The sequence below is a fragment of the Sphaerospermopsis aphanizomenoides BCCUSP55 genome (genome assembly GCF_001586785.1).
GTDB classification, from domain to species: Bacteria; Cyanobacteriota; Cyanobacteriia; order Cyanobacteriales; family Nostocaceae; genus Sphaerospermopsis_A; species Sphaerospermopsis_A aphanizomenoides_A.
The window spans coordinates 1-12,770 of the sequence record NZ_LUFH02000031.1 but is presented as its reverse complement, the minus strand read 5'-3'; the positions used below and the strand labels follow the sequence as shown (position 1 = coordinate 12,770).

Here is a 12,770-nt window from a genome sequence, read left to right as displayed (position 1 = left end):
TTCACCCTCAAAATGCTCGATTTTTCCACTCCTAGCTTCAAAAATCTTGCACCTATTTTCTTTTTTATCAGCCTGAATCCATTGATTTATTTGAGTTTTGCATTTATATGGCTTACGCCACACTCCGCTATCAGCATCCCCTATATATACAGTAGCTATCAGTAGATGCTACGCAAATCTAACGGTTGAGTAGTTAGCTGTTCATGACAAAAACAGCCTGTTGGTTTCTGAGAACAGTAAGAACAGAACAATAATCGTCAAGATAGAGAGCAGTACAATAGATGCTCTATTCCAATCTGCCCGTTGCTTAAACGTCTGAAAATCAAATTTCTCAAATTGAGTGAATAAACCATCAGCGCCTAGTGATACTGGTTTTGGCAGTTTATCACGGTAATCTGTACCATAGCGAGACATCCGAGCAAAAGGTAACTCGCCTTTACTGTGCTGAGGCAAAATGCGTCGTCGTTGATAAGGAACTGTATTGTCACCAAAATGTTGTTGATACTCATCACTGTTCAACAGTGTATCAATGAATCCATTTAACCCTTTGGTAGCTAGTACAATCGACCAGGCCATTGTTTCTCGCTGGTTATATACTTTTCGTCCCAACAGGCGCTGTACACACATTTCCACAAATCGGTAATTATTATTGACATTGTAATTACGTATCCGGAATGTGTCTGAGGTTGCCAGTCCCCGAATAAAGTCACGCACAGTCAGACTTCTAGATTTCAGTTGACTTTCTAATCTTGGCAACCGATTACTAACGAGAATTTGTTGTTCATTAAAAATCTGGCGATATGCTGCCCAGATTAAATCATCCATATCTCCGCGAGAAGGTGTTCCTTCAGTGGTGTAGATACGGGGCGTTTCGTCTCCAGGCACTTCAAATCCTTTTACCCGTTGATTCTGGCTGGAGGGTGTGTAAGCGAGTAGAGGAATCGTCATAATCTGAAGGATTGAGTAACCAGTAATAGGAAAAATCAGTCGTGATCATGACTTACGCAGATTAAATGATAGGAAAATCGGCAGCGCCGCAATCCGTTGCACATTGACATGACAGTGATTGGCAATCTCAACTCCTAGCATCTCTACCAGTAAATCCAAGGAGCAATAATCACCTGTATTTCGGTCATAGTTTGGACAATGCGTGCCTGTGTTTGACTTATAGAGCGGCTTTCCAAATTTTTTGCGTCGCTCTACCGGATACCAATTGTCTAAGGGGCTTCGGTCACTAACTTGAGGCGTTGATTCCCCGATTTAGATATTACCACAGATATGCCTGGAAATAGCGATTTTTCATGCAGTCAACAACAGGGGGTAGGGGGTAGGGTGTAGGGTGTAGGGTGTAGGGTGTAGGGTGTAGGAAAACTGCATTGATATAGCAGGAGGCAGGAGAAAAAGCCTTATTATATCTACGTTTATAGGATTCATAATGTCCTAATTATCCTGGCTACAGCTATAGAAAGGAAAATTGATTTTAGATACAATCTCAAATCAAACATCCCAAATCTCAAACCATCATGTCTCAACTCCAACGCATTACGATTAATCCTTCCCAACTCCAACAAACCCAACTTTTATTAACCCACCAACAACAACATTATTTATTCCGGGTGTTGCGGTTACAAGATGGGGATAAATTTATTGCGATGGATGGAATTGGTAAATGGTGGTTAACTCAATTAACAGGAGAAACAGGACAGGTTTTAGAATTACTGGAGGTGAAAACAGAGTTACCAGTATCTATAACTTTGATGGTGGCTTTACCAAAAGGAAATGGCTTTGATGATGTTGTCCGGTGTTGTACGGAGTTAGGAGTAACTTGTATTATTCCTGTTTTGAGCGATCGCACTCTATTAAATCCTAGTCCGCAAAAACTGGAACGTTGGCAACGTATAGCCTCAGAAGCCGCAGAACAATCAGAACGGGCTTTTGTGCCTACAATCTTAGAACCTGTAACCTTTAGTAGCGTTTTAAGTGAATGTGCAGCCAATCACCGTTATCTTTGTGAAGCGCGTAGTGATTATCCACATTTAACAAAAGTGTTAAATAACAATCATCTATCTGGTGAAATTACTATCGCCATCGGACCAGAAGGAGGATGGACAGATCAAGAAATTGAAATGGCTATAGATAAAAGTTTTCAACCTGTTTCCCTTGGTAGGCGCATCCTCCGCGCAGTCACCGCGCCAGTTGTTGCATTATCCTTGATTGCGGCTGCTTGTGAAGTATAAATGATATAAGGTCTCACGCAAAACGAAAACGCTTTTTTTGCGTCTGTGCGTCTTGGCGCGAGAAATTTATTCAGGTTTATTATCACGTCATGCTGGAAGAAGTTATCGCCGCCTTTGAACGCAAGGACTACCACACCGCAGCTAAATTACTCAAACCCCTACTCAAAGACTCACCGGAAAATCCTTGGGTGCAATTTTATGTAGCACGAATACAGGAAGTTTCTGGAAAACGACAGGACGCAGAAAAAATTTATCGTCAACTATTGCGAGTGACAACCCACCAAAAATTATTGTCACAAGCACGTCAAGGTTTACAACGTCTGGAAAATATTAAACAAGAAGAAAGACAAACAGCTATTGCTAAAGCGATCGCACAACCAACTAATCAAGAACCGGGAATATTAGTTTTAGAACCTATCAATAATGAACAAAGAACTATAGCCGCACCAAAATTTGCCCAAATTCTGCAAATAGATGCCTACAGTGCTAGGCTAATGCTACCAAGTCGCAGTTGGAGAGTGTATCGCACTGGTAAAATTGGCGAAATGCAATTTTATGGGACACAGTTACAACAAGCAGGGATTCCCTGTTTCTGGCTGAAAATATCACAAATTCAAAAAATACAAGTATATCAAGTTAAACATTTCTCCCAATCACCATCAAAACCCACAGTTGTCTGTCAAAATGATGAAAATCAACTGGGTTCTATCAATTTTGATTGGTCAGAAGTTACAGCCAGAGTCATGGGACTGTTACCAATTTTTGAACAGGTGGTAGATATTAACGTCCGTGGCAAACTAGAACGGAAAACCCAAACTCAAGACTATGCCCATTTCTGTGATTTGCACTTACCTGGAAGAAATATTATTTTGCGAATTTATGACAATGGATATGAATTTCAACAGGGTTTAGAAATCACCCCCCAAGCCACCCAAAATACAATTAGAATCAACTGGAATAGTTTAATCCAATGGGTCGAAAAAAAATTACCTCAAATCAAAGTTTGGTCAGATTTCCAGCCTTTTGGGGAAACAGTTTTAGATCAAACAGAAGTGCTAAATCAAATTCCCTCTCATATTCAACTATTTAGAAGGGAAACAACTAATTGGGATGCAGCGTTTCAGTTATACAGTGGAATGGTTTTTGTGAAAAATAATGCAAAAAAATCATAGCCAGGATTTATCAATTGATAATTGACAATTGACAATTGTTTCATTCCCGGTTTAGCAGAAGGGCTAGGAACTCCCTTTTGGCAGGGGGCGAAAATTGCATTTATTCCTTCAGCATAGCTGCCATCTGCCCTCTGCCTTTCTTCGGTCAAATTTATCCAGGAGTTTTCACTTGACGCGCCATATCCAGATAGGTGTTCATGTTCGCACCTGGACGACGACGACTGTTAGAAGATGAAGGCATTAAATACTTGGTTGCAAAGTTGGTTTCAGTTGGTACTTGTGGTTTAGCTGGTTCGGCTTTGGCTGCTGGCGCTTTAGCAGGTTCTACTTTATTTGCTGTAGGTGCTTTTGCTGCGGCTTTAGGTGCTGCTACGGAAGTTGGTGCAGTTGCTACTTCTGGTTTAGCTGCGGCTGGCTTGGTGGGAGTTGCTTCTTCTTTTAGTTCTAAGTAGTAGCCATCTTTTTTACCAAACAATCCAGTGATGAAACCAAAAATCCCAGCGATTAAATTTTTGATAAACCCGAACATTACCATTTCTCCTGTTTTTAAAATCTTGCAATATCACCGTAATTATTAATTATTGCAGCATAATGTTACATTTTGTTGCCCTAATTGCTTCCGGTAATCATTCTAGTAATTTTTACTGAATCAGAGTGTAGTCATACTATAGGGCAATTGTTATGACTTCATTACAACGATTGGCAACTTATAGAGACTGCGAAATCATTATTAAATCTTACCGTATCTATAAGCAAGATTCTGAGACTTTACTTCATAAAAATTAACAATGCCTGGTTGTCCCCTGCTCACTCAATGAGTGGTTATTTTTTATAGCAACAGCTAAGGTGGTTAGGACATCAACAGATACAGGACTTACGCACGGAAGTTATCTGTGATAGCGCAGTGTGACGTAAGTCACTCGATTTTTGATTGACGTTAGCGAAGTGTACGCAGCGCAGCGAGTATTTTTCCGTCCTGAAGGACGGGGGCCTGTACCAAATTTTTTTAATCTAAAATCTAAAATCTAAAATTCCCACTCATAGCAGTTCATTAAAAAACTGTAAATGCTGTTTAGCAACAGCAGTCCAAGTGTAAAAATTATGCGCCCTTTCTAAACCGCTTTTTCCTAGTTCCTGACGGCGAGATGGACTATTTAACAAATCGGAAATAGCTGCAACCCAACCAAGCTGATCATTTTCGCCAACTACCAATCCTGCATCTTGAATTACATAAGGAATTTCGCCACTGTCGCTACCAATGACAGGAACAGCACAAGCAAAGGCTTCAATTAACATTCTGCCAAACTGTTCTTGCCAGTTGGACACAGTTTGACTGGGAGCAACAAGCATATCCATAGCATTGAGATATTGGGGAACTTCATGATGTTTAACATCTGTGCAAATTCTGACTTGTTTGGGATAACGCTTTGCCCAATTCCGTAATGATGATTCCATCACTCCAGTACCCACGAATAAAGCTCGCCAAGGGGTTTCTAATCTATCCAAAACCGCCATGAGCAAATCTAACCCCTTTTCCGGAACAAAGCGGCCTAAATAGCCGATAACAGGTATTCCTTCTTCTTCCCAACCCAAACAACGACGAATTTTGTATTTGGCATCTACACAGGGGTAGAAATGCTGGATATCCACTCCAGGGGTAATCACTTGCATCGGACTTGAATAGCCAGGGCGAGATTTTAAAGCTTCGGCTACGGTTTTTCCAAAGGCTATCCATCCTGTGGACTTGCTCATGGCATATTGCTCAATCCAGTTAAATGGGGGTGGATATTGTTTACATTTGTTTTGAAATGTAGAATAAATTAAGGGAGATTTTTTTGTTTTCCACCAAGCAACCTGTGCGCCTGACAGGATATAAGGTTCTTCCCAACAATGCACTAAATCCCAATTTTGTTGCAAAATATCCCGCAGTCGCCAACCATAGGTCATGATGTGAATAAATTTACTGTAATATACAGGTACTGCTTCCAGGCGACAGAGTTCATGAGCATCTGTTTCTAGGTGCATAGGTCGCAAATCTCCCTGGATAAATGCAGGTGCAACCGTTGTTACTTCCCATTCTCCTTGTCCCAAGCGGGCTATTTCATTGACTAATCGGCGATTGAGGCTAACCACATAAGAGTGACCAATAGAAAGCAGTTTTCGAGTTTTGGGCATAGATCCTAACTTGCGCTCATCAGCAAAGAGATTTGATGGTGTTTTTTATTATAATCTTTGTATCAGTATTCAACATTAAGGTAAAGTATTTTCAAGGCTTTGTCTTCAATGAATAGCAAAAGTTAGCAGTATAAATTTTTTTGCTCCTATGGTAATTACTGTAGTCGTACCTCGTCTACCCCCTGCTGTTGATGGAGTGGGAGACTATGGGATAAATTTGGCTAAACAAATGCGTCAAAACTTCAATGTCATGACGGAATTTGTGATTGGAGATGCAAATTGGACTGGAGATGATATTGTAGAAGGATTTCCTGTAAAGCAAGTATCAACTCCATCTAAAACTGCTTTGTTGGCATTATTACCTCATGAGCAGAACTCAGAACAAATTGTACTGTTGCATTATGTGGGCTATGGTTATGCTAGGAGAGGCTGTCCTATTTGGTTAGTGGAAGGTTTAGAAAAATGGCGAAAAGGTGCAAATAACCGCCGATTAGTGACAATGTTCCACGAAATCTACGCTTTTGGGGCAATTTGGACAAGTCAGTTTTGGACATCACCACTACAAAGAAATTTGGCGGCGCGTTTGGTAAGATTGAGCGATCGCTGTATTACCAGCAAACAAGGATATGCTGATATCATCGGTAAGTTCAGTCAAGGTAAACATTCTGACATTCCTACTTTGCCCGTTTTTTCTAATGTGGGTGAACCTGAATCTCTGACTCCTTTATCAGCACGTCCCCGACGTTTGGTAATATTTGGCGGTACTGGTCCCCGTTCCCGTGTTTATCAAACATCTCAGTTAGCATTAAAGCGAACTTGTCAAGAGTTGGAAATTGAGGAAATCTTCGATATTGGCCCTGCTTTAAAATTTGAAATCACCCCACTGAATAATATTCCTGTCACTTGTTTAGGAATTAATTCTGCTTCAGAAATAAGTGATATATTATCAAGTTCTTTAGTTGGTTTTTTTAATTACCCTTTGGCATTTTTGACAAAATCAGGAATTTTCGCTGCCTACTGCGCTCACAAGGTGTTACCTGTGGGAACATGGGATGAAGGACGAGATTTAGATGGTTTGGTGGCAGGAAAACATTACTGGTTGGGAGACCGGTATGAACAGAAGATGAATTTAGCTGATGGGCAGATAGTTGCGGATCATGCCTATAATTGGTATGAACAGCATAATTTATCGGCACAAGCTCGGATTTTTACGAATTTTACCAGCTTTCATTTGATCACGAACCGCAGAGGCGCAGAGGACGCAGAGGAATGAAGGTTTGAGTGATATTTTGCTTCAAGTCCTGATAAATTCTGTTCTATTTTTCATAGAATGGTAAATAGACATATTGCAGTTGCTCAGGCACTTTAGACAAAAGCTTTCACAAGCTAACTGCTATAAAATACATGATATTTATTAAGCGTAATTCCCCATGACCATGAACCGCCGCTACCACATTACTACTTTCGGTTGCCAAATGAATAAGGCTGACTCTGAGCGCATGGCTGGCATCCTAGAAGATATGGGATTTGAATGGTCAGAAGATCCTAATGATGCTAATGTAATTCTTTATAATACTTGCACGATTCGGGATAATGCTGAACAAAAGGTTTATTCTTATTTGGGTAGACAAGCAAAACGCAAACATGAACAACCTGATTTAACTTTGGTAGTTGCTGGTTGTGTGGCACAACAAGAAGGGGAAGCATTACTGCGGCGTGTGCCAGAATTAGATTTGGTGATGGGTCCCCAACACGCTAACCGTCTTAAAGATTTGCTGGAATCTGTCTTTGAGGGTAATCAAGTTGTAGCAACGGAAGAGGTGCATATTTTAGAAGATATCACCCAACCCCGGCGAGATAGTAAAGTGACAGCTTGGGTAAATGTGATTTATGGTTGTAATGAGCGTTGTACTTATTGTGTAGTTCCTAATGTCCGTGGTGTAGAACAATCTCGCACACCGGAAGCTATCCGTGCAGAAATGGAACTTTTGGGAAAACAAGGTTATAAGGAAGTTACCCTGTTGGGTCAAAATATTGATGCTTACGGTAGAGATTTACCGGGAACAACTTCTGAAGGTCGTCACCTACACACCTTGACAGATTTACTCTATTATGTTCATGATGTGCCAGGAATTGAAAGGCTCAGATTTGCTACCAGCCATCCCCGTTATTTTACTGAAAGGTTAATTAAAGCCTGTGCAGAGTTGCCCAAGGTGTGCGAACACTTCCATATTCCTTTCCAATCAGGGGATAATGAGCTTTTGAAGGCGATGTCACGGGGTTATACCCATGAGAAATACCGTCGGATTATTGATACTATTCGTCGTTATATGCCAGATGCGTCCATTAGTGCGGATGCTATTGTGGGTTTTCCAGGGGAGACAGAGGAGCAGTTTGAAAATACTCTAAAACTGGTTGAAGATATTGGTTTCGATTTGTTGAATACTGCTGCTTATTCACCCAGACCAGGTACACCTGCGGCGTTGTGGGATCATCAATTAAGTGAAGAAGTTAAGAGCGATCGCTTGCAAAGATTAAACCATTTAGTTAACGTTAAAGCAGCAGAGCGATCGCAGCGTTACTTTGGCAGAATTGAAGAAGTTCTGGTGGAAGACCAAAACAGCAAGGATAAAACTCAGGTGATGGGAAGAACCAGAGGAAACCGTCTGACTTTCTTTACAGGGAACATTAACGAACTCAAAGGGCAAATAGTCAAGGTAAAAATTACCGAAGTTCGTCCTTTTAGCTTGACTGGTGAACCTGTAGAAGTGCGGGAAGCATTGACAGTGTGAGGTGACAGGTGACAGGTGACAGAGAAGAAGAAACGGAGCAGGGAGCAGGGGAGCAGAGGAGCAGGGGAGAACTATTTACCTCATGACTCCTGACTCCTGACTCCTAAAAAGATGATTTTTCTTCACCCAAAATGATTACAATTAGTGTTGATGCTAGATAATGGGAAAGCCTTGACATTTATTCACCCCTCTAGCCCGAAAAAAAAGAACTAATCACTATGCGAACTCACTATTGCGGCGAACTCCGAAAAGAGCATATTGGAGAAACTGTTACCTTTTACGGTTGGGTAGACCGTCGCCGCGATCATGGGGGCGTGATATTCTTAGATTTACGCGATCGCTCTGGTATTGTTCAAATCGTCAGCGATCCGCAACGCACCCCAGACTCCTACGAACAGGCCAACGCCATACGGAATGAATACGTTGTTAAAATCACAGGTAGAGTTACACAACGTCCCGCAGAATCCCTGAATTCCCGTATCCCTACTGGTGAGGTAGAAATATACGCGGATCAAATTGAACTCCTCAACGCTGTCCGCAAACAGTTACCTTTCCAAGTTTCCACAGCAGACACCGAAAATGTGCGGGAAGATTTGCGGCTAAAATATCGTTATTTAGATTTACGACGGGAACGGATGGCGCAAAATATGCAACTGCGTCACCAAGTCGTTAAAGCTATGCGTCGCTTTTTGGAAGATCACGAAGGTTTTATCGAAATCGAAACCCCAGTTCTTACCCGTTCCACTCCCGAAGGTGCGCGAGATTATATCCTTCCCAGTCGCGTGAATGAAGGTGAATGGTTTGCTTTACCTCAATCACCACAACTATTTAAGCAAATATTGATGGTATCGGGAATGGATAGATACTATCAAATTGCCCGATGTTTCCGCGATGAAGATTTACGCGCTGACAGACAACCGGAGTTTACACAATTAGACATGGAAATGAGTTTCATGTCTGAAGAAGAAATTATTGAACTCAATGAAAAGTTAGTTACTTACATCTTCAAAACCGTTAAAGGAATTGATTTACCTCTTCCTTTTCCGCGTCTGACTTATAAAGATGCGATGAATAAATATGGCAGTGATAAACCAGATACTCGCTACGGTTTAGAATTAGTTGATGTTTCCGATGTTTTAAAAGATTCGGGTTTCAAAGTTTTTAAAGATGCAATTTCTAACGGTGGAATAGTTAAAATTCTTCCTATTCCTAATGGTAATGATGCAATTTCTAATGTTCGCATTAAACCAAATGGTGACATTTTCAGAGAAGCAGCAGAAGCAGGTGCGAAAGGTTTAGCTTATATTCGTGTCAGAGAAAATGGAGAAATTGACACCATTGGCGCAATTAAAGATAATTTGACACCAGAACAAAAGCAGGAAATTTTAACCCGCACAGGTGCAAAAGCAGGACATTTATTATTATTTGCAGCCGCTGATGCTGGGACTGTAAATAAAACTTTAGATAGAATTCGTCAATTTGTGGCTAGGGAATTTAATTTAATTCCAGCAGATAAAATTAATCTTCTCTGGGTTACAGAATTCCCGATGTTTGAATGGAATGCTGATGAGAAACGTTTGGAAGCATTACACCACCCATTTACCGCACCCCATCCTGATGATTTGCATGATTTAAAAACCGCCCGCGCACAAGCCTATGATTTGGTGTTTAATGGGTTTGAAGTCGGTGGTGGAAGTCTGCGAATTTATAAGCGAGAAGTTCAAGAACAGGTGTTTGAAGCTATTGGTTTATCACCAGAAGAAGCACAAAACAAATTTGGCTTTTTGTTAGAAGCTTTTGAATATGGTACTCCTCCTCATGGTGGTATTGCTTACGGTGTAGACCGTTTAGTAATGTTGTTAGCTGGAGAAGAATCAATTCGTGATGTTATTGCTTTTCCCAAGACTCAACAAGCGCGTTGTTTGTTAACAGATGCACCTTCTGGTGTAGATGCGAAGCAGTTAAAAGAACTTCATGTTGCTTCCACTGTGAAACCGAAAGTTAAAGAGTAAGTTTGATAATTCCCTCTGCTTTTTGCAGGGGGTTTGGGTGCATCCCAAATTTGTAAGTTTATTTTTTGAAATCTGGCAATTGCTGTATCAACCTTAAAGTAAAATGATGTAAATCATATTGCCCATTTATCTGCAATTGTATCTGTGCATTACCGCCATTGACAGCAATTTCTACCCATCCGTGACTACCAATTAAAGCTAAAGCTTCCCCTGCTTTCACATCACTGTAAGTTGCACATCCTGGTATAGTCAAACCTTGAACTTCCACGCCCCAAGTTTTACCCTGCACATAACTTCCGGGAATGTTGCTAACTAAATTACCAAAGTGATCTATATATTGAATACAACCTGCTACGCCTGTGTTTGTCAAGTAGCATTCGCCAATATTTAACTTGACCAAAGTTTCTGGATTGATTTCCCTGCCTAACTCTTGCAGATTAACACCACTGGCAAGATGCGCTGCTACTGGTGCAAAAATATCTCGACCGTGAAATGTACTGCTGGGTTGAGGTGTGCGCCAATAGTTAGTATTTGTGAGTTCTACCGCTGCAATTACCGGATTTTGACTAATTATGCCACTGAAAATGCCGTTATCGGGTCCAACAAGATAACCTTGAGCTAATTTTAGTGCGATCGCTCTCCTCTGGCTTCCCACACCCGGATCTACAACTGCTAAATGCACCGTTCCCATAGGGAAATAAGCATAAGAATTCATCAAGCAAAACCTAGCAGCAGGGATATTTTGCGGTGGAATCTGATGCGTTAAGTCTATTAGCAGCAAATTTGGGTTAATTTGGGCAATTACACCTTTCATCACCCCTACATAAACATCATGATCACCAAAATCACTCAATAAAGTCAGGATTTTTGATTGATTCATTTGTTTAGTGAAACAAGCCTTGACTATTAATGTAGATTAATTTATAATTTTCTGTAACAACAGCTACAAAATATATGTTATGTTATAAAAGCATGACATAAAAATAAACGTAAAGAGGTTCTAGCCATGAGTAGCAATAGACTACAAGCAGTTCAAAAAGCTGATGAAGCTCACAAGCAGAATATTCAAAAAAGTGTAGAACACCGTTTAGAAGTAGCCAAAGCTAAAGGTGACGAGAAACTGGTTCGTCAACTAGAGGCAGAACAAGCGTACTATAGTTAAAGTGGTTAATTAAAATATTTAGACTTCATGGTTTTGTTGTGTGTAGACCTGCGAAAGCAGGTTTTTTTGTAGATTCAAAACATCAAATTTAATCCAGAAAAACTAAGGTGGACATTTTGCCCACCTGGAAATAGTTTTTATGTTATGACCATAGACAGGGTAGTTAGAACATCAATCAGCAGATAAAACTTAGACACCAAAACACTCTTTTAATTCTGTCACCTGTCACCTGTCACCTGTCACCTGTCAGATGCAGTAATTGCTATTTAGTCAGCATTAAGAATTTTAGGAACTTTGAAAAAATCACCTTCTTGTTCAGGTGCGCTACCGAGAATTGCTTCTCTGTCAGGATAGGGTTGTAACTTATCCTCTCGTGTCACATTACTAACATCAATAGCTCTGGTTGTTGGAGGTATATCGCTAACATCAAGCTCACTCAATTGTTCAACATACTCCAAAATACTGCCCAGTTGGATAGTAAATTTTTCTTCTTCTTCTGGTGTCAATTCTAACCGAGCCAGGTTAGCGACTTTATGGACTTGTTCACGATCAATCATAGTTTGTCAGTTGTCAGTTGTCAGTTGTCATTGGTGATTTTTCCCCAATCACCAATTACCAATTACCAATTCGTTAAAAGAATACGTCAATTTGCGATCGCCCAGTAGTTTTTAACCAGTTTTGAGCTTCAATATAATTATTTGGTGCCAAGCGAATAGCTCTAACCCAATAATCTGCTGCTTGGTCAAACAATGCTTCTCCACCGTCGTTATCGCCTTCTTCCTTGGCTTTTTCCCCTTTGTAGTGATAAATAACAGCGATGTTATTTAAAGCTTGGGGTAGACGAGGGTTCAACTCAACAGCCTGGTGATAAAATTCTAAAGCCTTATTATGATCACCATTACTAGCATAAATCAGCCCCATATTGTAGAGAATATAACTCTTGTCGTTGGAGTCTTCTTCTAAAGATAGAGCTTCTTCATAATATTCCAGTGCTTCGGCATATTCACCTTCAGCCTGGGCTGACATACCATCACGGTAATATACAAATGCTTCCTTGGCTTTTTTGTTGGTTGGCAGCATTTTTAGGATAATATCTGCCATCACCGTAAAAGACTTGTCAACAAAGTTATCGTTTTTCTGTGTTCTTGGCATATTTGCCCCTATCTTAACCTATAAGTTAATCTAGCTGATTTTGGGTGACTGGGGACTGGGGACTGGGG

At 40.6% G+C, this 12,770-nt stretch carries 12 protein-coding genes; 6 read left to right on the top strand and 6 right to left on the bottom strand.

Features of this window, described 5'->3' with window-relative positions:
- Nucleotides 1–201: 201 nt before the first annotated feature.
- Nucleotides 202–948 (bottom strand): phycobilisome rod-core linker polypeptide, encoded by a 747-nt coding sequence (locus tag A0J48_RS09945; protein ID WP_200322673.1) that lies wholly within the window; start codon nt 946–948, stop codon nt 202–204.
- A gap of 575 nt (nt 949–1,523) precedes the next feature.
- Here A0J48_RS09945 and A0J48_RS09940 point away from each other — a divergent pair.
- Together A0J48_RS09940 and A0J48_RS09935 are read left to right on the top strand one after the other, a co-directional pair.
- Nucleotides 1,524–2,237, top strand: coding sequence for a 16S rRNA (uracil(1498)-N(3))-methyltransferase (locus A0J48_RS09940; protein ID WP_200322671.1), 714 nt, complete (start codon nt 1,524–1,526; stop codon nt 2,235–2,237).
- Between the two features lie 89 nt (nt 2,238–2,326).
- Nucleotides 2,327–3,409, top strand: a complete 1,083-nt coding sequence (locus tag A0J48_RS09935; protein ID WP_200322670.1) for a tetratricopeptide repeat protein — start codon at nt 2,327–2,329, stop codon at nt 3,407–3,409.
- Nucleotides 3,410–3,560: 151 nt separating this feature from the next.
- Here A0J48_RS09935 and A0J48_RS09930 read toward each other — a convergent pair whose 3' ends face one another.
- Nucleotides 3,561–3,938: a hypothetical protein gene (locus A0J48_RS09930; RefSeq protein WP_200322668.1), complete on the bottom strand. Its 378-nt coding sequence runs from the start codon at nt 3,936–3,938 to the stop codon at nt 3,561–3,563.
- A gap of 509 nt (nt 3,939–4,447) precedes the next feature.
- Nucleotides 4,448–5,584, bottom strand: coding sequence for a glycosyltransferase family 4 protein (locus tag A0J48_RS09925; RefSeq protein WP_200322667.1), 1,137 nt, complete (start codon nt 5,582–5,584; stop codon nt 4,448–4,450).
- A 148-nt stretch (nt 5,585–5,732) separates the two neighbouring features.
- Between A0J48_RS09925 and A0J48_RS09920 the strand changes: the two genes are divergently transcribed.
- The 3 genes from A0J48_RS09920 (at nt 5,733) to aspS (ending at nt 10,388) form a co-directional block, all read left to right on the top strand.
- The gene (locus tag A0J48_RS09920) at nt 5,733–6,857 is read left to right on the top strand and encodes a glycosyltransferase family 1 protein (protein WP_200322666.1); all 1,125 of its coding nucleotides are present in this window, start codon (nt 5,733–5,735) and stop codon (nt 6,855–6,857) included.
- A 157-nt stretch (nt 6,858–7,014) separates the two neighbouring features.
- Nucleotides 7,015–8,376, top strand: a complete 1,362-nt coding sequence (gene miaB, locus A0J48_RS09915; protein ID WP_200322665.1) for a tRNA (N6-isopentenyl adenosine(37)-C2)-methylthiotransferase MiaB — start codon at nt 7,015–7,017, stop codon at nt 8,374–8,376.
- A 218-nt stretch (nt 8,377–8,594) separates the two neighbouring features.
- Nucleotides 8,595–10,388, top strand: coding sequence for an aspartate--tRNA ligase (aspS, locus tag A0J48_RS09910; protein WP_200322664.1), 1,794 nt, complete (start codon nt 8,595–8,597; stop codon nt 10,386–10,388).
- 58 nt (nt 10,389–10,446) lie between these two features.
- Here aspS and A0J48_RS09905 read toward each other — a convergent pair whose 3' ends face one another.
- Nucleotides 10,447–11,268: an SAM hydrolase/SAM-dependent halogenase family protein gene (locus tag A0J48_RS09905; RefSeq protein WP_200322663.1), complete on the bottom strand. Its 822-nt coding sequence runs from the start codon at nt 11,266–11,268 to the stop codon at nt 10,447–10,449.
- Nucleotides 11,269–11,394: 126 nt separating this feature from the next.
- On the opposite strand from A0J48_RS09905, the gene pirA reads away from it, so the two are divergent.
- Nucleotides 11,395–11,550 (top strand): arginine synthesis PII-interacting regulator PirA, encoded by a 156-nt coding sequence (pirA, locus tag A0J48_RS09900; protein ID WP_200322662.1) that lies wholly within the window; start codon nt 11,395–11,397, stop codon nt 11,548–11,550.
- Between the two features lie 266 nt (nt 11,551–11,816).
- On the opposite strand, the gene gatC is transcribed toward pirA, so the two are convergent.
- Nucleotides 11,817–12,107, bottom strand: a complete 291-nt coding sequence (gene gatC / locus A0J48_RS09895; RefSeq protein WP_200322660.1) for an Asp-tRNA(Asn)/Glu-tRNA(Gln) amidotransferase subunit GatC — start codon at nt 12,105–12,107, stop codon at nt 11,817–11,819.
- Nucleotides 12,108–12,180: 73 nt separating this feature from the next.
- Nucleotides 12,181–12,702 (bottom strand): photosystem I assembly protein Ycf3, encoded by a 522-nt coding sequence (locus tag A0J48_RS09890; RefSeq protein WP_200322658.1) that lies wholly within the window; start codon nt 12,700–12,702, stop codon nt 12,181–12,183.
- Nucleotides 12,703–12,770: the final 68 nt, after the last annotated feature.